The 19,907-nt window shown below is 72.1% G+C and carries 18 protein-coding genes; 2 read left to right on the forward strand and 16 right to left on the reverse strand.

Annotation, left to right across the window (positions count from 1 at the left end; all coding sequences use genetic code 11):
* Window positions 1-92 precede the first annotated feature (92 nt).
* The 11 genes from AB0M08_RS30750 to AB0M08_RS30800 form a co-directional block, all read right to left on the reverse strand.
* The gene (locus AB0M08_RS30750; protein ID WP_364500706.1) at window positions 93-2,786 is read right to left on the reverse strand and encodes an AAA family ATPase; all 2,694 of its coding nucleotides are present in this window, start codon (window positions 2,784-2,786) and stop codon (window positions 93-95) included.
* Window positions 2,787-2,885: 99 nt separating this feature from the next.
* A complete protein-coding gene (locus tag AB0M08_RS30755; RefSeq protein WP_364500709.1) occupies window positions 2,886-3,467 on the reverse strand; it encodes a TetR family transcriptional regulator in 582 nt (193 codons plus the stop codon).
* Window positions 3,464-4,669, reverse strand: coding sequence for an acyl-CoA dehydrogenase family protein (locus AB0M08_RS30760; RefSeq protein ID WP_364500711.1), 1,206 nt, complete (start codon window positions 4,667-4,669; stop codon window positions 3,464-3,466). Before AB0M08_RS30760 ends, AB0M08_RS30755 begins: the two co-directional genes overlap by 4 nt.
* Window positions 4,669-5,649, reverse strand: a complete 981-nt coding sequence (locus AB0M08_RS30765; RefSeq protein ID WP_364500714.1) for a phosphotransferase family protein — start codon at window positions 5,647-5,649, stop codon at window positions 4,669-4,671. The genes AB0M08_RS30760 and AB0M08_RS30765 overlap by 1 nt, the downstream gene beginning before the upstream one ends.
* Entirely contained in the window at window positions 5,646-6,419 is a 774-nt protein-coding gene (locus tag AB0M08_RS30770) for an SDR family oxidoreductase (protein ID WP_364500717.1), read from the reverse strand. The genes AB0M08_RS30765 and AB0M08_RS30770 overlap by 4 nt, the downstream gene beginning before the upstream one ends.
* Entirely contained in the window at window positions 6,416-7,162 is a 747-nt protein-coding gene (locus AB0M08_RS30775) for an SDR family oxidoreductase (protein WP_364500720.1), read from the reverse strand. Before AB0M08_RS30775 ends, AB0M08_RS30770 begins: the two co-directional genes overlap by 4 nt.
* A gap of 39 nt (window positions 7,163-7,201) precedes the next feature.
* Window positions 7,202-8,452, reverse strand: a complete 1,251-nt coding sequence (locus AB0M08_RS30780; RefSeq protein WP_364500723.1) for an ABC transporter substrate-binding protein — start codon at window positions 8,450-8,452, stop codon at window positions 7,202-7,204.
* Window positions 8,449-9,468 (reverse strand): branched-chain amino acid ABC transporter permease, encoded by a 1,020-nt coding sequence (locus AB0M08_RS30785; protein ID WP_364500726.1) that lies wholly within the window; start codon window positions 9,466-9,468, stop codon window positions 8,449-8,451. The genes AB0M08_RS30780 and AB0M08_RS30785 overlap by 4 nt, the downstream gene beginning before the upstream one ends.
* A complete protein-coding gene (locus tag AB0M08_RS30790) occupies window positions 9,465-10,343 on the reverse strand; it encodes a branched-chain amino acid ABC transporter permease (protein WP_364500729.1) in 879 nt (292 codons plus the stop codon). The genes AB0M08_RS30785 and AB0M08_RS30790 overlap by 4 nt, the downstream gene beginning before the upstream one ends.
* 12 nt (window positions 10,344-10,355) lie before the next feature.
* Window positions 10,356-11,075: an ABC transporter ATP-binding protein gene (locus AB0M08_RS30795; protein ID WP_364500732.1), complete on the reverse strand. Its 720-nt coding sequence runs from the start codon at window positions 11,073-11,075 to the stop codon at window positions 10,356-10,358.
* Window positions 11,072-11,872 (reverse strand): ABC transporter ATP-binding protein, encoded by an 801-nt coding sequence (locus tag AB0M08_RS30800; protein ID WP_364500734.1) that lies wholly within the window; start codon window positions 11,870-11,872, stop codon window positions 11,072-11,074. Before AB0M08_RS30800 ends, AB0M08_RS30795 begins: the two co-directional genes overlap by 4 nt.
* A gap of 269 nt (window positions 11,873-12,141) precedes the next feature.
* Between AB0M08_RS30800 and AB0M08_RS30805 the strand changes: the two genes are divergently transcribed.
* Window positions 12,142-13,284, forward strand: a complete 1,143-nt coding sequence (locus AB0M08_RS30805) for a DUF4328 domain-containing protein (RefSeq protein ID WP_364500736.1) — start codon at window positions 12,142-12,144, stop codon at window positions 13,282-13,284.
* Between the two features lie 114 nt (window positions 13,285-13,398).
* Here AB0M08_RS30805 and AB0M08_RS30810 read toward each other — a convergent pair whose 3' ends face one another.
* Together AB0M08_RS30810 and AB0M08_RS30815 are read right to left on the reverse strand one after the other, a co-directional pair.
* On the reverse strand, window positions 13,399-14,031 hold the full coding sequence (locus AB0M08_RS30810; protein ID WP_364500738.1) for an alpha-ketoglutarate-dependent dioxygenase AlkB: 633 nt from the start codon (window positions 14,029-14,031) through the stop codon (window positions 13,399-13,401).
* Window positions 14,028-15,536: an MFS transporter gene (locus AB0M08_RS30815; protein ID WP_364500741.1), complete on the reverse strand. Its 1,509-nt coding sequence runs from the start codon at window positions 15,534-15,536 to the stop codon at window positions 14,028-14,030. Before AB0M08_RS30815 ends, AB0M08_RS30810 begins: the two co-directional genes overlap by 4 nt.
* An 88-nt stretch (window positions 15,537-15,624) precedes the next feature.
* On the opposite strand from AB0M08_RS30815, the gene AB0M08_RS30820 reads away from it, so the two are divergent.
* Window positions 15,625-16,389 carry a TetR/AcrR family transcriptional regulator gene (locus tag AB0M08_RS30820; protein ID WP_364500744.1) on the forward strand — a complete coding sequence of 255 codons (765 nt, stop codon included), beginning with the start codon at window positions 15,625-15,627 and terminating at the stop codon, window positions 16,387-16,389.
* Between the two features lie 25 nt (window positions 16,390-16,414).
* Here AB0M08_RS30820 and AB0M08_RS30825 read toward each other — a convergent pair whose 3' ends face one another.
* Genes AB0M08_RS30825 through AB0M08_RS30835 form a run of 3 tightly spaced genes read right to left on the reverse strand, consistent with a single transcriptional unit; the run spans window position 16,415 to window position 19,905 of the window.
* On the reverse strand, window positions 16,415-16,993 hold the full coding sequence (locus AB0M08_RS30825; RefSeq protein ID WP_364500747.1) for a GNAT family N-acetyltransferase: 579 nt from the start codon (window positions 16,991-16,993) through the stop codon (window positions 16,415-16,417).
* 42 nt (window positions 16,994-17,035) lie between these two features.
* Window positions 17,036-18,019 carry a succinate dehydrogenase/fumarate reductase iron-sulfur subunit gene (locus AB0M08_RS30830; RefSeq protein ID WP_364500750.1) on the reverse strand — a complete coding sequence of 328 codons (984 nt, stop codon included), beginning with the start codon at window positions 18,017-18,019 and terminating at the stop codon, window positions 17,036-17,038.
* Window positions 18,016-19,905 (reverse strand): fumarate reductase/succinate dehydrogenase flavoprotein subunit, encoded by a 1,890-nt coding sequence (locus AB0M08_RS30835; RefSeq protein ID WP_364500753.1) that lies wholly within the window; start codon window positions 19,903-19,905, stop codon window positions 18,016-18,018. Before AB0M08_RS30835 ends, AB0M08_RS30830 begins: the two co-directional genes overlap by 4 nt.
* Window positions 19,906-19,907 lie beyond the last annotated feature (2 nt).

Below are 19,907 nucleotides of genomic sequence, written 5' to 3' on the forward strand. Positions count from 1 at the left end.
AGGCCGTAGCGCGGCCCACGGTCCTGGCTGGTGCTGAGGGGTGTCTCGCTCCGCGTCAGACACCCCTGCGCGCCAGCCAGGACCGGGAGCGATCAGCCGGCGGTGAGGCCGCGGCGGGCCGCCTCGGCGGCGGCCTGGCCGCGGCGGGTCACGCCGAGCTTGCGCAGGATGGCGGAGACGTGGTGGTGCACGGTCTTCGTGGAGAGGAAGAGCTTTCCGGCGATCTCCACGTTGGAGAGACCCTGCTGGATCAGGGTGAGCACCTCCACCTCGCGCCGGGTCAGCTCGGCCGGGTTGCCCCGGGTCCAGCGCTGCGGACCCCGCGGGATGTCCCGTACGCCGAGCGCCCGCAGCCGCCGGGTGACGATCGTGGCGGCCGGGCGGGCGCCGAGCCGCTGGAATCCGGCGAGCGCGGCCCGCAGCCCGGCCTCGTCCGGCGCGCCGGCCAGGGCGAGCGCGGCGTCGTACCCGCAGCCCCGGAGCCGCCAGCGTTCGGCGGCGGCCTCGACCTCCCCGCCCCACTGCAGGGCGTACGGCTCCGGCAGCGGGATCTCCACGACCGGGGGCTCGGCGCCGGCGAGCCGCTCCAGCCAGGCCATCTCCCCGAGCAGCCAGGCGGCCCGCCGCCGGAGAGCGACGTCCCAGGTCTGCCGGAGCACGTCGCCGACCGGGGCGCCGGAGAGCCAGGACGCCTCGGCGCGCGCGGTGGCGACCGGGGCGAGGTACTGCAGTTCGGCGCGGCCGGAGGTGAGGGCGTGGGCCTCGTCCAGTAGCGGCCACGGGTCGGCGCGGCCCAGGCGGGCGTGGATCAGGCCCAGGACGGAGAGCGCGAGGACCCGGAGCAGGGGTACGTCGCCGACGGTGTCCAGCACGTACCGGGCGTCGGCCTCGGCCTCCGCCCAGCGGCCCTGGTCCAGGTGGTAGCGGGCCCGGTACGCGAGCACGTAGTGCGTCCACCCGTCCAGCCCCAGGTCCTCGCAGGCGGTGACGCCCCGGTCCAGCCAGGGGGCGAGGTGGTACGCCCGGGCCCGGGTCATCGCCCACCCCGCGTGCAGGTACGCCCGCCCCACGTGCTCGGCCAGCCCCTCCCGCTCGGCCAGGGCGAGGCTGCGCTCCAGGTGCCCGATCCCCTCGGGTTCCCCGGCGAGCAGCCGCATGGTGCCGATGTTGTTGAGGCTGTGCGCCACCACCTCGGGCACCCCGTGCTCCTCGCCGAGGCGTATCGCCACCTCGCCCAGCTCCAGGGTGGCGGCGTACTCCTCGATGTTGAGCTGGATCGACGCCTGGCTGGTGTACGCGACGGCCAGCTCGGGCCCGGCCGGCAGCCCGTCCAGCAGGCGCAGCGCCTCCCGTCCGGCCGCCGCGGCGTCGTCCGGGTAGCCGCCGCACCAGAGACAGCGGGCGAGCGTGGCGTGGGCGGCCCCCTCGCCGAGCCGGTCACCGATCGCGCGGCGGTGCCGGATCGCCTCGCGCAGCGCGGTGATCGCGTCCGGGGTCTGCTCGGTCAGGTAGCACTCGTACGAGCGGCGTTCCAGCAGCTCGGCCCGGGACGCCGGGGAGAGCCCCGCGGCGAAGCGGAGGGCGCGGGCGTACTGGGCGGCGGCCTCCCGGTGCGCACCGCTGGCGGCGGCCTGCCCGGCGGCGGCCGGGGCCCAGGCGAGCACGGCGGCGGTGTCCCCGGCTGCCTCGGCGTGGTGCGCGACCCGGCTCGGCTCCGGGTGCTCGCCGCCGAGCAGCGCGCGCAGCACGTCGCGGTGCAGGGCGAGGCGGCGGTGCGGGCTCAGCGACTCCTCGACGGCGAGCCGGGCCAGCTCGTGCCGGAACGCGACACCGCCGGGCACGCTCTCCAGCATCCCGGCCCGCAGCGCCTCGTCCAGGCTGTTCGGAGAGGGCGGGCTGTTCGGGGAGGGCGGGCTGTTCGGAGAGGGCGGGCTGTTCGAGGAGGACAGGCTGTTCGGGGAGGGCAGGCCGTTCGACAGGGGCGGGCCGTCCGGCGCGAGCGCCTCCAGCAGCTTGATCTCGACGTACGGCGGGGCGACCGAGACCGCGTCGAGCACGGCGGCCGCGTCCGGGCCGAGCCGGGCGACCCGGGCCAGCACGGCGTCGCGGACCGTCGCGGGCACGGCGTCGTCGCTGGCCAGCGCCTCGGTGACGAAGAACGGGTTGCCGCCGGTCACGGCGTGCAGCACGTCCGGATCCGGCCCGTGCGGCCCGGCCAGCTCGCGGACCGCGGCGGCGGAGAGCGGCGCCAGGGTCAGCCGCCGTGCCGGTCCGCCGAGCGCGCCGAGCACGCGCCGCAGCGGATGGCCGCGGTCCAGTTCGTCGCTGCGGTAGGTGGCGATCACCAGGGCCGGGAACGTGTCGATCCGCCGCCCGAGCAGGCTCAGCACGTCCAGCGTCGCCTCGTCGGCCCAGTGCAGGTCCTCCAGCACCAGGATCAGCCCCGGTGAGTCCCGCGCGGTCCGCGCGATCGCCTGCGCCCAGGCGACGGGCGTCGCCGGCGACCGTCCGGCGGAAGAGGCCAGCTCACCGAGCAATCCGTCGCTCTGCTGGGCCAGATCGATCAGCGCGCCGAGCGGTCGCGGGGTGAAGAGCGGATCGCAGGCGCCCCGCAGCAGACGGGGGTGATCGGCCCGGAATCGTCGGATCAGGGCGGTCTTGCCCGCTCCGGCCTCGCCGCTGATCAGGATCAGCCGTCCACCGCCGCCGGACCGGACCGCGCCGGCCGCCTCGTCCAATGCGGACAGTTGCGCCGCGCGTTCGAGCAGTTCCGGAATCTCCCCCATCCCGGCACCATGACATCCGTCGCGGGCGCTCACCACCGCCTATCCGACAACCTTTGCCGATGTACGCCCACCGCGCCCCGGGCGTACCCGAAAAGGGTCTCAGGCAGTGGCGAAGAGAGCCGTCACGGCACGGGTGAGCGCGGCGCGGGCCTCCTCGACCGGGAGGTCCATCGCCTCGCGCCAGGTCGCCCAGGTCGGCCAGAGACTGATCGCGGTCAGCGCGTCGAGCAGGCGCCCGTCCGCCCCGAGCTCGCCGGGGAAGGCGGTGGTCAGCTCCTCGCGGACCCGGGCGACGTGCAGCCGGCGATAGCGCTGCAGCCCCGAGGAGAAGGGCTCCTTGAGCGCGGACGCCCGGGCGGCGGGCCCGATCTCCTCCAGGAGACGGGCCCGCTGGGCGCAGAACGCGTCGATCCGCTCGGCCAGCGGCGCGTCCGGGGCGATCGGCCGGTACGACGCGTCCCGCTGCTCCAGTACGCGCTGGCCACTCGCCGCCATCAGGGCTTCCATGTCGGCGAAATGGCTCCAGAGCGCGCGGAGCGAGACGCCGGCCAGCTTGGCGATCCGGTCGGCGGTGGGGCGCAGATCGCCCTCGTTGATCAACCGCAGGTGGGCGTCGACGATCGCGTTGCGGGTCCGTTCGGACCGTGCGGTGCGGCCGTCGACGCGCGGCGGTGTGGTCACGGGCGGCTCCGGTAGCGGTTGAGCTCGCGGCGGGCGAGTGATCGCTTGTGGACCTCGTCGGGTCCGTCGGCCAGTCGTAGCGTACGCGCGGAGGCCCAGAGCGCGGCGAGCGGCGTGTCCTGACCGACCCCGGCCGCGCCGTGCGCCTGGATCGCCTTGTCGACGATCCACTCCACGGTGGACGGCACCACGATCTTGATGGCCTGGATCTCGGTGTGCGCGCCCCGGTTGCCGACCGTGTCCATCAGCCAGGCGGCCTTGAGCACCAGCAGCCGGGCCTGCTCGATCCGGACCCGGGACTCGGCGATCCAGTCCTGGATCACGCCCTGCTCGGCGAGGGGCTTACCGAACGGCGTCCGGACCAGCGCCCGGGTGCACATCAGCTCCAGGGCCCGCTCGGCCATCCCGATCAGCCGCATGCAGTGGTGGATCCGGCCGGGGCCGAGCCGGGCCTGCGAGATCGCGAAGCCGCCGCCCTCGACGCCGATCAGGTTCGCGACGGGCACCCGGACGTTCTCGAAGAGCAGCTCGGCGTGGCCGCCGTGATCGCCGTCGGTGTAGCCGAAGACGGTCATGCCGCGCTTCACGGTGAGGCCCGGGGTGTCCCGCGGCACCAGGATCTGGCTCTGCTGGACGTGCCGGTCGGAGTCCGGGTCGGTCTTGCCCATCACGATGAAGATCCGGCAGTTCGGGTTCATCGCGCCGGTGATGTAGAACTTGCGGCCGTTGATGACGTACTCGTCGCCGTCCCGTTCGATCCGGGTGCCGATGTTGGTGGCGTCCGAGGAGGCGACCTGCGGCTCGGTCATCGCGAACGCGGACCGGATCTCACCGGCCAGCAGCGGTGTCAGCCAGCGTTCTCGCTGCTCGGGGGTGCCGAACTCGGCGAGCACCTCCATGTTGCCGGTGTCCGGGGCGGCGCAGTTCAGCGCGGCCGGGGCGATCGCCGGGCTGCGGCCGGTGATCTCGGCGAGCGGGGCGTACTGGAGGTTGGTCAGGCCCGCGCCGTGCTCGCCGGGGAGGAAGAGGTTCCAGAGCCCGGCCTCTTTCGCCTTCTCCTGGAGGCCCTTCAGCGCCGCGGGCGGTTCCCAGCCCTCGTGCTCGGCGTGGAAGCCCGTCTCGGCGGGATACACGTGCTCGTCCATGAAGGCGAGCAGGCGCTTGCGGTAGTCCTCGGTCTTGGCGTCGTACTCGAAGTCCATCAGTGTCCCTCCAGCGCTCGGTGGCCCTGCTCGATGAGTGCGGGCACCATCGCGCCCACGGTGTCGAATCCGGCGCCGACGGTCTGACCCTTGGTGAAGCGGTAGTGCACGCCTTCGAGGATGACGGCGAGCTTGAACGCGGCGAAGCCGATGTACCAGTGCAAGTCGCCGACGTCGCGGCCGCTGCGCGCGGCGTACCGGGCGGCCATCTCGTCGAGCGAGGGGTGGCCGGGCAGGTCGGCCGGGGCGATCGGCTGCCCGTCCCGGACGAGCAGCGGGCGGCCCACGTAGACGAGCATCAGGGCGAGGTCGCTGAGCGGGTCGCCGAGCGTCGACATCTCCCAGTCGAGCACCGCCCGCACGTCGAGGCCGTCGCCGATGAGCACGTTGTCCAGGCGGAAGTCGCCGTGCACCACGGCGCCCGGCCCGCCGGCGGGGATGTCGGTGGCGAGCCGGGCGTGCAGCTCCTCGATGCCGGAGAGCTCGCGGCTGCGGGACGCGTCCAGCTGCTGCTTCCACCGGCGTACCTGGCGGGCGTTGAAGCCCTCCGGCTTGCCGAAGTCGCCCAGCCCGATCTTCTCGGGGTCGAGGGCATGCAGGTCGGCCAGGGTGTCGACGAGCGTGAGCGTCAACTCGCGAAGATCGACTTGTGCCAGCTGGGCCGCGTCACGATAGATCGTCCCGTCGACGTGCTCCATGAGATAGAACGGGGCGCCGATGACCTCGCTCTCCGGGCAGAGCAACACCGGCGCGGGCACCGGGAAACCGGCCTGGGAGAGGGCGGACAGCACCCGATGCTCGCGGGCCATGTCATGGGCCGTCGGCAGCACGTGGCCGAGCGGCGGGCGCCGCAGCACCCAGCGGTTCGTCCCGTCGGTCACCGCGTACGTCAGATTCGACCGCCCGCCCGCGAACATCGTGCCGGTCAGCGGAGGACTGTCCAGATAGGCCTGGAGGGCCGCTAGATCGAGGCCCTTCATCTCTTCGCCTCGAAGCCGCGCTGCATCTTGTTCATGCCACCCAGCCAACGATCCGGCTCGGTCGCGCGCAAGGCGTAGTAGTCCCTCACTTCCGGGTGCGGCAGGATCAGGAACTCGTTCCCCTCCAGCGCCCCGGCGACCACGTCGGCCACCGCCGCCGGCTCCAGCGCGCCCTCGGCGAGCAGCGCCGCGCTGCCGCTGCCCCGGGCGTTCCCGCCGGTCAGCATGTCGGTGCGGACGCCCTGCGGGCAGAGTGCCTGCACCACGAGACCCCGGTGCGCGTAGGTGGCGCGCAGCCATTCCGCGTACGCCAGCGCCGCGTGCTTGGTGACCGAGTAGCTCGCGCTGCCCAGTAGGGTGAGCAGCCCGGCCGCGCTGACCGTGAGCAGCAGCCGCTTCGGCGTCCCGGCGTCCAGCCAGGTGGGCAGCAGCGCGCGGGTGACGTGCACGTGGGACATCACGTTCACCCCGAAGTCGCGCTGCCACAGCTCGTCCGGGGTGTTCTCGTCGCCGGGGGTGAGGACGCCCGCGTTCGAGCAGAACAGGTCGATCCCGCCGAGCAGGTCCTCGCTCCTCTCCACCAGGTGGACGACGTCCCCCTCGGCGGAGACGTCGGCGGCGACGGCGAGCCCGCCGATCTCCGCGGCGACCGCCTCGGCCCGCTGCGGGTCGATGTCGCTGACCACGACCCGGGCGCCGTCGGCCGCGAACCGCCGGGCCAGCGCGGCCCCGATCCCGCCGCCGGCGCCGGTGACGACGACACGCTTCACTCGACCACCCCGGTCAGCGTGACGCCGCCGTCCAGCACGATGGTCTGGCCGGTGATCCAGGAGGCGTCCGGCGAGCAGAGGAAGGCGACCGTGCCGGCCACGTCCTCCGGCGCGCCCAGCCGCTTCAGCGGGTACGTCGCGGTGACCTGCTCCTCCCGGCCCTCGAAGAGCGCGGCGGCGAAGCGGGTCTTCACCACGGCCGGGGCGACCGCGTTGACCCGGATCCGCGGGGCCAGCTCGACGGCGAGCTCCTCGGTGAGGTGGATCAGCGCGGCCTTGGTGGTGCCGTAGAACGCGATGCCGGGTGCCGGGCGTACGCCGGAGACCGAGGAGATGTTGACGACCGAGCCGCCGTTCTCGGCGAGGCCGCCGCGGAGCGCCTCCTGCACCCAGCCGAGCGTGCCGATCAGGTTGACCTCGGCCATCTTGCGGGCGGCGTTCAGGTCCAGCGTCGCCAGCGGGCCGTACGCCGGGTTGATCCCGATGTTGTTGACCAGCGTGGTGATCGGCCCGAACGTGTCCCGGACCGCGTCGACCACGGCGGCCCGGTGCTCGGCGTTGTCGCCCTTGCCGGCGATGCCGAGCGCGACGCCGGAGCCGCCCAGCTCCTTCACCGCGGCCGCCAGCGCGTCCGCGTCCCGTCCGGTGATCGCGACCTTCACGCCCTGGGACACGAAGCGTTGCGCGATGGCGAACCCGATTCCCCGGCTTGCCCCGGTCACGATCGCCACTTGGTCCGCCATCGCATTACCTCCTAGTAACTTGCACTCAGAGTGCGGATACTACGCCGCCGGGATGCCGTTCTGCGGCGGTGTCGCGGGTTGCCCGGTGTACGGCTGAACCGCCCCGTCGCCGTCGTCGGTGGTGTACGCCGTACCGAAGTACACCGCCTTGCCGCCCTCGACCTTGGTGAGCTGTTCTCCGCCGTACCCCGAATGATCCTGGCCGGAGAAGCGGGCCGGGACCAGACCCGGACCGGAGAATCCGTTCTTCTCCACCGCCGCCACGAGCCCGTCCCGGGTCAGGTCCTTCCCCGCGGCCAGCAGCGACTGCACGAACAGGTACGCCACCGCCATCCCGTAGACCACGTTGTTGTCGAACTCCGCGCCGCCGTTGTACTCGTTGTTGACCCTGGTGAAGAGCTGGATCCACGGGTTCGCGGTATCCGTGTTGATCGGCAGGTAGTTCGCCGAGACCACGCCCTCCAGCAGCGGCGACGCGTCGCCGAGCGCCTCGCCGACGGTGGTCGGGTCGGCGCCCACGTTGCTGACCACGAACTGTGGCTTGAACCCGATCTTCGCGGCCGTGCCGATCGAGAGCGCGGTGAATCCGGGAATCGTGGCGAGCACGACGACCTCGCAGGCCGCGGCCTTGAGCGCGCCCATCTGCGGTGCCACGTTCGGATTGCTGGTCACGTACGTCTGCTTGGCCGCCACCGCGCCGACCACCTTCTCCAGCCCGGCGAGGCTGTCCTGCCCGAAGTCGTCGTCCTGGCCGAGGAAGCAGACCTTCTTCCCGGCCAGGTTCTCCTTGACGTACGTGCCGAGGATCTTGCCCTCGACCGTGTAGTCGGGGTTGAAGCCGAACGTCCCGGGGTACTTCTCCGCCTGGTTCCAGCTGCGGCTGCCGCTGGCCACGAAGAGGTCCGGCACCCTGTTGGTCTTGAGGAAGTCGAGGACGCCGGAGTGGGTCGGGGTGCCCAGGCCGTTCAGGATCGCGAAGACCTTGTCCTGGAGCACCAGCTCGCGCACCACCTGCTGGGTGGTGGCCGGGTTGTACCCGTCGTCCTTGACCTTGTAAGTGATCTTCCGGCCGTTGACCCCGCCGTTCGCGTTGACGAAGTCGAAGTAGGCCTCGGTGGCCGGTGCGATCTTGGAGTACCCGGCCGCGGCCGGTCCGGTCAGCGGCATGTGTGTCCCGACGACGACCTCGCCGTCGGTCACGCCGGGGACCTCCTGCGCGGAGCCGCCGCTCTCCGAACACCCGGCGGCCACCACAAGGACAGCGAGGAAGCTCGCTGCGGTGCGTCTCATCTCTTCCTCCTGAGTGATCTGAATCGGATTGATGCGAGGCCGCCCGGGGCGGCGAGCATGACGACGACGAGCACCACGCCGAAGACCACGAGCGCGAGGTTCCCCTCCAGGCGCTGCGAACCGGCCCGCTCCCCGGCGGACTGCGCCAGCGCGGGGAGCAGCACCAGCAGCAGGGCGCCCCAGAGCGCGCCGCCCAGCCGGCCCAGCCCGCCGATCACGATCGCCATCACCAGGAAGAGCGAGAGGGTCAGCGGGAAGGCGCCCGGCGAGACGCTCTGGGCGAGCACCGCGAAGAGGGCGCCGGCCAGCCCCGCGCAGGCGGCGCTCACCACGAACGCCTGGACCTGGACGCGGGCCACGTGCACGCCGGCCAGCCGGGCAGCGGTCTCGTCGTCGCGGACCGCGCGCAGATCCCGCCCGAACCGGCCCCGGACCAGCAGGGCCAGCAGGAACGCGGTGAGCAGCGCGCCCGCCCAGCAGAACCAGGCCTGCCAGCGCTCCATCGGGATGTCGCCGGGCGGCGGGTCGAGCGCCACCGACAGGCCCATGTCGCTGTTGAACGTCTCGTGGAAGGTGCTGGTCACCGAGGGCACCACGACGGCCACGGCGAGCGTCAGCCCGGCCAGGTAGGGTCCGCGCAGCCGGGCCGCGGCCAGCCCGATCACCAGCCCGGCGAGGGTGGTCGCCAGGACCGCGGCGAGGACGCTGAGCGGCAGGCTCAGCCACCTGTTCTGGGCGAGCGCGAACCCGTAGGCGCCGGTCGCCATCAGCGCGCCGTGTCCCAGCGACAGCTGCCCGTTCAGTCCGGTCAGGACGGTCAGCCCGGCCGTCACCGTGAAATAGGCCCCGATCGTGGCGAGCTGGTAGTTCCGGAACGGCGGCAGCGCATGGCTCAGCACCAGGATCAGGACCACGCCGCCGATCAGCCACACCGGCAACGGAAGGCGCCTCCGGCTCTCCGCTTCCTTTTCACCCTTCTCCCGTACGCCCGGAGCCCGCTCTCGCATGTCGGTCATGCCACCCTCGCCCTCGTTCCGGAGAAGAGCCCGCCCGGGCGCCCGAGAAGCACCACGACCAGCAACAGGAGAACCGCCATCGGGGCGACCGTCGCGCCCAGATAGCCGCTGACATAGGAGAGGAGGAGGCCGACGATCAGCCCGCCGGTCACCGCGCCGACCGGGCTGTCCAGGCCACCCACCACCGCGGCGGTGAACGCGGACACGAAGACCACGTCCATCGCCGTCGGGTGCAGGCCCAGCTCGGTCGGGACCACGAGCATCCCGGCCAGGGCGCCCACCGCCGCCGCCAGCGCCCAGCCGAGCGTCAGCATGCCGCCGACCGGCACACCGAGCAGGCGCGAGACGTCCGGGGCGAACGCCGCCGCCCGCATCCGCAGGCCCACCGCCGTACGGGTGAAGAGAAGGGTGAGGAGGACGACGACCGTGCCCACCGCCGCGAAGACGAAGACGTCGTAGCGGCTGAGCAGGGCGACCCCGCCGACCTCGAAGGCGTCCCGGCGGAACGGCGTCGCGACCGGGCGGTACTCGTTGCCGTAGAGGATGCCGAGAACGCCCTGCAGGATCAGCACCAGTCCGAGCGCCACGACCACCCCGTTCAGCGGTGTGGAATGGTCGACGAAACGCATCACCACCCGCTCCACCAGCACACCGAGGAGCAGCCCGGCACCGAGCGCGGCCGCGAAACCGAGCCAGTAGGAGCCGGTGGCCTGGGTGACCGCGTACGCGACGTAGAGGGCGGCGACGGCCATCGCTCCCTGGGCGAAGTTGACGATGCGTGCCGCCCGCCAGATCAGCACGAGCGCCAGTGCGAACGCCGCGTACACGGCACCCCGGCTGAGCCCGTCAAAGGTCAGAAAGAGGAATCTGTCCATCTCTTCTCTCCTTTAGAAGCCCAGGTAGGCGTGCCGGAGAGCGGTGTCGTCCCGCAGGTCGGCCGCGGTGTTCCGGGTGACCACGTGGCCGAGCGAGAGGACGACGCCCCGGTCGGCGACGGAGAGCGCGCTGCGCACGTTCTGCTCGACCAGCAGGACGGCGAGCCCGGTGCGGTCGCGCAGGTCACGCAGGAGCGCCAGGATCTGCGCGGTGATCCGCGGCGCCAGACCCAGCGACGGCTCGTCGAGCAGTAGCAGCCGCGGTCGGCCGACCAGCGCGCGGCCCAGCGCCAGCATCTGACGCTCACCGCCGGAGAGCTGGTGCCCGGCACCGTCCCGGCGCTGGGCCAGCACCGGGAAGAGCTGGTAGACCTCGTCGAGCGCCCGTCGTGCGTCGGCGCGGTCGCGGCGCCAGAGCCCGCCGAGCCGCAGGTTCTCGTCGACGGTGAGCTCGGTGACCACGCCGCGGCCCTCGGGGACGTGCGCGATCCCGCGGTGCACCATCCGCTCGACCCGGACGCCACGCAGGTCCTGGCCGTCCAGCGCGATCCGGCCGGCGGTCGCCGTGACCAGGCCGGAGAGCGTACGCAGGAGGGTGGTCTTGCCCGCTCCGTTCGCGCCGAGCACCGCGACGATCTCTCCCTGATGGACGGTGAGATCCACGTCGTGGAGTACCGGCGCGGCCCCGTATCCGGCGGTCAGCCCCTCCACCGTGAGCAGCTTCCCCGTCATGCCGCAGCTCCCAGGTAGGCCTCGGTGACCTTCTCGTCGGCGCTGATCTCGGCCGGCGTGCCGTACGCGATCGGCCTGCCGAAGTCGAGGACCAGGATCTCGTCGCAGACCGACATGACCAGATCCATGTGATGCTCGACCAGCAGGACCGTGGTGCCGGCCTCCCGGATCAGGTCTGCCAGCCAGGAGATCTCGCCCGCGTCCAGCCCGCCGGCCGGCTCGTCGAGCATCAGGATCCGGGGGTTCGCGACCAGCGCGCGGGCCAGCTCGACCCGCTTCCGGATCGCGTACGGGAGGGTGCCGGGGTGCGCGTGCGCGTAGTCGGCGACGCCGCAGCGCTGCAGGGCCGCCAGGGCGTCCTGCCTCAGCCCCTTCTCGCCGCCGGCTCTCCGCGAATCCCCGGCGCCGGCGTCTCGTGAATCCCGGGCGCCGGCGTCTCGTGAATTCCGGGCGCCGGCGTTTCGTGAATTCCGGGCGCCGACCAGCACGTTCTCCAGGACGGTGAGGCCGTTGAACTGGCCGACGCCCTGCAGGGTGCGCGCGATGCCGAGCCGGTTGAGGTGATGTGGCCGGGGCCGCCAGGTCCGGCCGTCCAGCGTCAGCGTCCCCGAGCCCGGCGCGACGAAGCCGCAGACGACGTTGAAGAGCGTGGTCTTGCCCGCCCCGTTCGGCCCGATGACCCCGACGACGCGCCCTTCCGGCACCCGCAGGGAGACGTCGTCCAGCGCCGTGAGCCCACCGAATCGAACCGTTATGTGATCCAACACAAGTTCATGAGCAGGAGAAATCGTCGACATGACCGCCTCGTTCGGACGCAGAGTGTCCAGTGTGGAGCGTGATGGTCAACTATTTACACTAGGAGTGTAACTTTCTCTCCGCCCGCGTCAACTACTTGCAACACCGCCGTTACCTGAAGCGACGGCCCGCGTGCTCCCACCCGGGCACCGGATGTGCGCCTCTGGAGAAAACCGCACGTCAGCGCCTTGTCCAGGCTGGCTACCATGCGGTAGTCGACCGTGCTCCCGACGGCCCGGTCTCCCGGCACCACCGACACAGCGAGGACTCGATGACTGATCACCCGTCCCATCCCGGCGAGCAGTCCCCGAACGACCCGCTGACACCCGGCCTGCCCCCACCCGCGGATCCGTGGTCCACCACCGACCCGCTCTCGGCCGCCCCGATGCTCCCGCCGGACCCGCTGGCCCCCTCCCTCCCCCCGACCTCGACCGACTCACCGAGTTCACCGGCCGCCCCGTCCTCACCGGCCCCGTCCTCACCGGCCGCGCCCTCGCCGGCGGCGGCGTCCTCACCGGCCGCGCCCTCGCCCGCGCCGTCGTCCCCGGCCGTGCCGCCGACGGCGTTCCCGCCGGAGGCCTACACCCCGCCGCAGTCCGCGCCGGCCGACCCGAACGCGCCCCAGGTGTCCGCCTACCCGGACCCGTCTCCCTATGCCGCGACGCCCTATCCGGGTGCGCCCCAGCCCGGTGCGTCTCAGCCCGGATATCCCGCGCCGCCGTATCCGGACCCGTCGCAGCCGCCCTACGCCGCGACGCCGTACCCGGGTGCGCCCCAGTCCCCGTACCCCGCGCCGCCGTACCCGGGCGCCCCCGGATCGCCGTACCCCGGATCCCCGTATGCCCCGCTCCAGCCGGCCCAGTACGCCGGCATGTCCCCGGTGCGGCCACTGCAGGACCCGGCGCGGCTGGCCACGATCGGTCTGGGGCTCTACATCGCCAACCTGGTCGTCGCACTCGTGCTGGCGCCGTTCGCCGACCGCTTCGGCAGCGGCCCGCTCGTCGTGTCCGCGCTCGCCACGTTCGCGTTGCTGATCTTCACCGGCGTCTGCTTCATCGTCTGGCTGCACCGCGCCTCCACCAACCTGTGGCGCACCGGCCACCCGATGAGGTGGCGCCCCGGCTGGACGATCGGCTCCTGGTTCATCCCGATCGCCGGTCTGGTCCTCGCCCCCCTCGTGTTCCGCGAGGTCGATCGCCAGTCCCGTGACCACGGCCCGGGCCTCTTCGCCGTCTGGGCCGTGAGCTGGACGGCCACGCTCGTACTGGACCGCTACGACATCGACACCGGCTACAGCCCCGGCGACCCCTACTCCCTCCTGATCGTGGCCGCCTACATCGTCGCCGCGGTCTCCGCCATCCGCTTGATCGCCCGCATCACCGCCGACCAGGAGCACCTGACTCACCCCCGGTGAACACCCGGCCACCCGGCCACCGGGCCACCCGGCCACGCGTAGCCGCATGCAGTAGCCGCACGTGACGGGCTGAGTGCTGCGGCCCGCGGGCCGGGCGGGCGCGGTGAATCCTCGTCAGGCGACCCCTCTCGGGCGGAACTGGACGCTGACCCGTGGGCCGACCGCGCGTGTCGTCTTCGGGATCGCGTGCTCCCAGGTGCGCTGGCAGGAGCCGCCCATCACGATCAGGTCGCCGTGGCCGAGGGGGAACCGCAGCGTCTCGTGGTCGTCGGCCCGGGGACGCAGCACCAGGTGGCGGGGCGAGCCGAGGGAGAGGATCGCCACCATGGTGTCCTCGGTGGCCGATCGGCCGAGCGTGTCGCCGTGCCAGGCGACGCTGTCCCGGCCGTCGCGGTACAGGCACATGCCGGCGGTGACGAACTCCTCGCCGAGCTCGTCCGCGTAGTGCGCGTTCAGCGCGGCCCGGCCCTCGGTCAGCGCCGGATGCGGCAGCCGCTCCTGCGCGCCGAACCAGCGCAGCAGCCGGGGCACGTCGACGACGTCGTCATACATCCGCCGGCGCTCGGCCCGCCAGTCGATGCCGAGCAGGGCCTCGAAGACCGCGTCCGATCCTCGCAGCCAGCCGGGCAGCACGTCGACCCAGGCGCCCGCGGTGAGGCCGTGCCGGGTGAGCCCGGCCAGCGGCGTGTAGGCGCCAGCCGGACCCGCCATCAGGTCGAGCATCGAGGGCTGATAAGCGCTGCTCATGCCGCAATGTTAGTACCCATGTTCGATTCGCTGTCAGCCCCGGTGGATGCCGATTTCGGCCGCAGTGTGAGGGCCGCGACGAGCGCCGCGGCCACCCCGCCGACCAGGCCGAGGAGCGCGATCGCGGCGACCGCGTCCACGAACGCGTCCCGGGCCCGGTCGGCCAGTCCCGGGTCGCCGGTCGCCCCGGCGATCCGCAGCGCCTCGCCGATCGAGTCGCGCGCGGGTGCGGGCACCCCGTCCATCGCCCCGCGGTACGCCGTGGTCAGCACGGACCCGAGCACGGCCACGCTGAGTGCCGACCCCAGCTGCTGGACCGTGTCGTTGACCGCCGATCCGACCCCGGCCCGCTCCGGCGGCAGCGCGCCGAGCATCGTCCCGTACGCCGCCGGTCCGGCGGTGCCGCTGCCCGCCCCCATGATCGCCATGGCGACCGCCAGCTTCAGGTACCCGTCGCCCGGCCCGATCGTGGCGAGCACCCCGAACCCGGCGCCCATCACGAGCAGCCCGGCCGCGAGGGCCACCCGAGCCCCGAACCGCTTGTCGACCACGACGCCGACGCCGTTGAACAGCATCCCGCTCACGATCATCGGAATGAACGCGGTACCGGCTCGCAGTGGTTCGTACCCGAGAACGAATTGAAGGTGTTGGGTCAGGGCGAGCAGCATGCCGCCCGCCGAGAACGAGAGGAGGACGATCGAGAGGCTCGCGCCGGCGAAGTCGCGGTTGCGGAAGAGTGCGAGCGGCAGCATCGGCGCGTCGGTGTGCCGCTCCCAGAGGGCGAACCCGGCGAGTGCGGCCGCGCCGACCGCGAACCCGCCGACGGTCTGCGCCGATCCCCAGCCCTCCTTGGCTGCCGAGATCACGCCCCACACCAGCGCGGCCATGCCCGCCGTCGAGGAGATCGCGCCGATCAGGTCGGGGCGTCCGGCCGGGCCGCTCGACTCCGGGATGATCGCGATCGCGGCGATCACCCCGAGGGCCGCGATCGGGATGTTCAGCAGGAAGACCGAGCCCCACCAGAAGTGCTCCAGCAGGAGTCCGCCGAGGCTGGGACCCCCGAGTGCGCCGAGCATCAGCACCGAGCTCCAGATCGCGAACGCCTTCTTCCGCTCGTCGTCGTCGAAGACCGTGGTGAGCAGGGAGAGCGTGCCGGGCATCAGGAACGCGGCGCCGACGCCCATCAGCCCGCGGACCGCGATCAGCTGGCCGGGCGTCTGGCAGACGGTGGCGAGCGCCGACGCACCACCGAAGACGACCAGGCCGATGACCAGGCCGAGCCGTCGCCCGTGCCGGTCGGAGAGGCCGCCCGCGGTCAGCAGCAGGCCGGCGAAGACCAGGATGTAGGCGTCGATGATCCACTGGATCTCGGCGGTGCTCGCGCCCAGATCGCGGATCAGCGCCGGGATCGCGATGGTGAGCACCATGTTGTCGATGACGACCACGAGCAGGCTCAGGCACAGCACGCCGAGGATCAGCCAGCGACGAGGGTTGCGCTCAGACATTTAGAGCCTTCTCTCGTACGGTGTTCTATGACGTCGAACACCGTACCATTAGGCTCGTACAGTGTTCGAGGATCGATAGGATGACGGCATGCCCGACTTCACCGACTCGGTCTGGACCCGTCCGCCCCGCGTGGCCCGGGGGGAGCAGCCCACGCTGAGCCGCGAGCAGATCGTCCGCGCCGCGATCGCACTGCTCGACGCCGAGGGCCTGGCCGGCCTGAGCATGCGCAAGCTCGGCACCAGCCTCGGCTCCGGCGCCACCTCGCTCTACTGGTACGTCGCCACCAAGGACGACCTGCTCGAGCTCGCGATCGACGAGGTGATGGCCGAGATCTACGTCCCCGAGGCGGGCGACACATCCTGGCGTACCGGCGCCTCGGTCTACGCCACCAGCATGCGCGCGGCCCTGGTCCGTCACCCGTGGGTGCTCGGCCTGCTCGGCACCCGCCCCACGTTCGGCCCCAACGCGATGAGGCTGGGCGACCGGTGCGTCGCCCTGCTCACCCACGCGGGATTCTCCGGCATGTCCGTCTCGTACGTCGGCAGCCTGCTCAGCTCGCACGCCATCGGTTCCGCGACCACGGAGGCGGCGTTCCACCACTCCGCCCAGCGCGCCGGCCTGACCCCCGCCGAGATGGTCGGCGAGCTGGAGCCCTACCTGAGCAAGGTCGGTGCCGAGTACCCGGTCTACGACCGGTGGCGCCGGGAGAACGGCCCGGCCGGCCCCGACCCGAACTCCATCATGGAGGCCACCTTCGCCTTCGGCCTCGACCGCATCCTCGACGGCCTCGACCAGTGGCGCACCACCCACCCCGCCGAGCCGTCCGCACCCGCCACGGCAGATGGTGGCTGAACGACGCCGATCCGCTCGGCGGAAGTCAGTCGGTGGGCAGGCGGGCGTGGGTGTGCATGTCGTGCCAGCCGTCGGTGTGGCGGGCGGAGGAGCGCCTGACGCCCTCGGCCCGGTAACCCGCGTGTTCCGCGACGCGGCAGGACGGCAGGTTGGCCGTCGAGTGGTGCAGCTCCAGACGGTGCAGGCCCAGCGTGGTGAAGGACCACGTGGTCAGGGCGGCCAGGGCGCGCGGCGCGATCCGGTTGCCGCGGTGTGCCGGGAGGACCCAGTAGGAGATGGCGGCCAGGCCCTCGGCCAGGGCGATGCCGCGGAGGCCGATCTGCCCGGCCACCGTGCCGCCGTCGGACGGGAGCGTGACGGCCCAGCTCGCGCGGGACTCGGCCCGCCAGTGGGCGGGCCACGCGCCGATCCAGTCCAGGGCCTCGGCGGCGGTCATCGAGCGGCAGTGCCAGCGCTGCACGGCCGGGTCGGCGTACGCCGTGACCACGGCCGGATGGTCGGCCTCCCGCCAGGGCCGGAGCAGGACGCCGTCCCCGGTGATCTCGGGCTGGAGGAGGGCGGCGAGCGTCCCGGTGGCCAGGGCGGGCGTGGTCAGCGACGGCATGCGGCCGAATCTAACGTGACGCCCGCCCGGGCGAGCGGGCGATCAGCGCGCCTCCGGGTCGGGGTGGTGGTAGGAGACGCGTTCGGGCGGGAGCGGGAGGCTGATGTCCTCGCCGAACGGGGAGAGCCCACCCTGGAGCGGTGCGGCCAGCTCGGCGATCTCGAGGCGGCCGTCCGGGCCGACCGGCGGGCCCTCGGGGAGGCGGCCGCCGTGCGGGGTCTCGAAGGTGCGCGACGACTGGCGCTGCGCGGGGAGGTCGGTGGTGTCGGCGGACTCCAGTTGGTCGCGGCGGAAGATCTTGCGACCCAGCCGGACGAGGGGATCGTATCGACGGTCTACGACGCGCTCCTTCATCGGGATGATGGCGTTGTCGGTGATCTTGATGTGTTCCGGGCAGACCTCGGTGCAGCACTTGGTGATGTTGCAGAAGCCCAGGCCCTGGCTCTGCTGGGCGTACTCCTTGCGATCACCCCGGGCGTCCAGCGGGTGCATGTCGAGCTCGGCGGCGCGGATGAAGAACCGCGGGCCGGAGAACGCCTCCTTGTTCTCCTCGTGGTCGCGGACCACGTGGCAGGTGTTCTGGCAGAGGTAGCACTCGATGCACTTGCGGAACTCCTGGCTGCGCTCCACATCGACCTGCTGCATCCGGTACGCGCCGGGGGCGACCCCGGCCGGCGGGGAGAACGCCGGGGTCTCCCGGGCCTTCTCGTAGTTGAAGGTGACGTCGGTGACCAGGTCGCGGATCACCGGGAAGGTGCGCAGCGGCGTGATGGTGACCGTCTCGTCCTCGGTGAACGTGGACATCCGGGTCATGCAGCCCAGCCGCGGCTTCCCGTTGATCTCCATGGAGCAGGACCCGCACTTGCCGGCCTTGCAGTTCCAGCGGCAGGCCAGGTCGGGGGTCTCGGTGGCCTGCAGGCGATGGATGATGTCGAGGACGACCTCGCCGTCGTTCACCTCGACGTCGAACTCCTGCAGGTCGCCGCCGGACGAGTCGCCCCGCCAGACACGGAAGTGGCGCTTCACTCTTCCCCCAGCTCCTCGTCGGTCATGTACTTGGCCAGCTCACCGCGTTCGAACAGGTCGAGCAGCTCGGGCCGCATGGTCGGCACCGGCTTGCGCTCCAGGTGCACCTCGCCGGTCTCGTCGATCGAGCAGACCAGGTTGATCCGGCGCCACTCGGCGCTCATCGCCGGGAAGTCCTCCCGGGTGTGGCCGCCGCGCGACTCCTCGCGCTCCAGCGCGGCCTTCGCCGTGCACTCCGAGACGACCAGCATGTTGCGCAGGTCGAGGGCGAGGTGCCAGCCGGGGTTGTACTTCCGGCCGCCGCCGACCGCCACGTTCGCCACCCGGAGCCGGAGCTGTTGCAGGCGCTTCAGGGCGTCGGCCAGTTCGCCCTCGCGGCGGATGATGCCGACCAGGTCGCCCATCACCGCCTGCAGGTCCTGCTGCAGGGTGTACGGGTTCTCCCCGTCCGTCCGGACCAGCGGGGCGAGCGCCACCTCGGTCGCCGCGGCCACGTCGACCCGGGAGACCTTGGGGCGCTTCGGGAGCGCGTCGACGTACGCCGAGGCGTGCTCCCCGGCCCGTTTGCCGAAGACCAGCAGGTCGGAGAGGGAGTTCCCGCCGAGCCGGTTGGAGCCGTGCATCCCGCCGGAGACCTCGCCGGCCGCGAAGAGCCCGGCGACCGTGCCGAACGCCGCCGCGGTGTCCGGGTCGACCTCGACGCCGCCCATCACGTAGTGGCAGGTCGGCCCGACCTCCATCGGCTCCTTGGTGATGTCGACGTCGGCCAGCTCCTTGAACTGGTGGTGCATCGACGGGAGCCGCCGGATGATCTGGTCGGCCGGCAGGCGCGACGCGATGTCCAGGAAGACGCCGCCGGCCGGGCTGCCGCGACCCGCCTTGACCTCGCTGTTGATGGCCCGGGCCACCTCGTCGCGGGGGAGCAGCTCCGGCGGGCGGCGGTTGTCGTCCGGGTCGGTGTACCAGCGGTCGGCCTCCTCCTCGGTCTCCGCGTACTGCTTGCGGAAGACGTCGGGGACGTAGTCGAACATGAACCGCCGCTGCTCGGAGTTGCGCAGCACGCCGCCGTCGCCCCGGACCGACTCGGTGACCAGGATGCCCTTCACGCTCGGCGGCCAGACCATGCCGGTCGGGTGGAACTGCAGGAACTCCATGTTGATCAGGGTGGCGCCGGCGCGCAGGGCGAGCGCGTGCCCGTCGCCGGTGTACTCCCAGGAGTTCGAGGTGACCTTGTAGCTGCGGCCGACGCCGCCGGTCGCGAGCACCACGGCGGGCGCCTCGAAGAGCAGGAACTCGCCGGACTCGCGGTAGTAGCCGAACGCGCCGGCCACCCGGTCGCCGTCGAGCAGCAGCTCGGTGATCGTGGTCTCCTGGAAGACCTTGATCCGCGAGTCGTAGCTGCCGGTCTCGGTGAAGTCCTCCTGCTGCAGCGAGACGATCTTCTGTTGCAGGGTGCGGATCAGCTCCAGACCGGTCCGGTCGCCGACGTGGGCCAGTCGCGGGTACTCATGGCCGCCGAAGTTCCGCTGGGAGATCTTTCCGTCTTTCGTACGGTCGAAGAGCGCACCGTACGTCTCCAGCTCCCAGATGCGTTCCGGGGCCTCCTTGGCGTGCAGCTCGGCCATCCGGAAGTTGTTGAGGAACTTGCCGCCCCGCATGGTGTCCCGGTAGTGCACCATCCAGTTGTCGCGGGAGTTCACGTTGCCCATCGCCGCGGCGGCGCCGCCCTCGGCCATCACCGTGTGCGCCTTGCCGAAGAGCGACTTGGAGATGATCGCGGTCTTCTTGCCGGCCAGCCGGGCCTCGATCGCGGCGCGCAGCCCGGCACCGCCCGCGCCGATCACGACGACGTCGTAGAGGTGGCGCTCCGGGGGAGTCGTGGTCATGT

The organism is Actinoplanes sp. NPDC051851, from assembly GCF_040681165.1.
In the GTDB taxonomy this organism is placed as follows: Bacteria; Actinomycetota; Actinomycetes; order Mycobacteriales; family Micromonosporaceae; genus Actinoplanes.

Excerpts from the sequence above, each read along its gene's own strand:
- AB0M08_RS30825 (WP_364500747.1), bottom strand. The coding sequence starts at position 16,993 with ATGCCGTCGCTGACCACGCCCGCCCTGGCCACCGGGACGCTCGCCGCC.
- AB0M08_RS30810 (WP_364500738.1), bottom strand. The coding sequence starts at position 14,031 with ATGAGCAGCGCTTATCAGCCCTCGATGCTCGACCTGATGGCGGGTCCG.
- AB0M08_RS30835 (WP_364500753.1), bottom strand. The coding sequence starts at position 19,905 with ATGACCACGACTCCCCCGGAGCGCCACCTCTACGACGTCGTCGTGATC.
- AB0M08_RS30800 (WP_364500734.1), bottom strand. The coding sequence starts at position 11,872 with ATGTCGACGATTTCTCCTGCTCATGAACTTGTGTTGGATCACATAACG.
- AB0M08_RS30780 (WP_364500723.1), bottom strand. The coding sequence starts at position 8,452 with ATGAGACGCACCGCAGCGAGCTTCCTCGCTGTCCTTGTGGTGGCCGCC.
- AB0M08_RS30750 (WP_364500706.1), bottom strand. The coding sequence starts at position 2,786 with ATGGGGGAGATTCCGGAACTGCTCGAACGCGCGGCGCAACTGTCCGCA.
- AB0M08_RS30820 (WP_364500744.1), top strand. The coding sequence starts at position 15,625 with ATGCCCGACTTCACCGACTCGGTCTGGACCCGTCCGCCCCGCGTGGCC.
- AB0M08_RS30785 (WP_364500726.1), bottom strand. The coding sequence starts at position 9,468 with ATGACCGACATGCGAGAGCGGGCTCCGGGCGTACGGGAGAAGGGTGAA.
- AB0M08_RS30795 (WP_364500732.1), bottom strand. The coding sequence starts at position 11,075 with ATGACGGGGAAGCTGCTCACGGTGGAGGGGCTGACCGCCGGATACGGG.
- AB0M08_RS30765 (WP_364500714.1), bottom strand. The coding sequence starts at position 5,649 with ATGAAGGGCCTCGATCTAGCGGCCCTCCAGGCCTATCTGGACAGTCCT.
- AB0M08_RS30815 (WP_364500741.1), bottom strand. The coding sequence starts at position 15,536 with ATGTCTGAGCGCAACCCTCGTCGCTGGCTGATCCTCGGCGTGCTGTGC.
- AB0M08_RS30790 (WP_364500729.1), bottom strand. The coding sequence starts at position 10,343 with ATGGACAGATTCCTCTTTCTGACCTTTGACGGGCTCAGCCGGGGTGCC.
- AB0M08_RS30805 (WP_364500736.1), top strand. The coding sequence starts at position 12,142 with ATGACTGATCACCCGTCCCATCCCGGCGAGCAGTCCCCGAACGACCCG.
- AB0M08_RS30775 (WP_364500720.1), bottom strand. The coding sequence starts at position 7,162 with ATGGCGGACCAAGTGGCGATCGTGACCGGGGCAAGCCGGGGAATCGGG.
- AB0M08_RS30760 (WP_364500711.1), bottom strand. The coding sequence starts at position 4,669 with ATGGACTTCGAGTACGACGCCAAGACCGAGGACTACCGCAAGCGCCTG.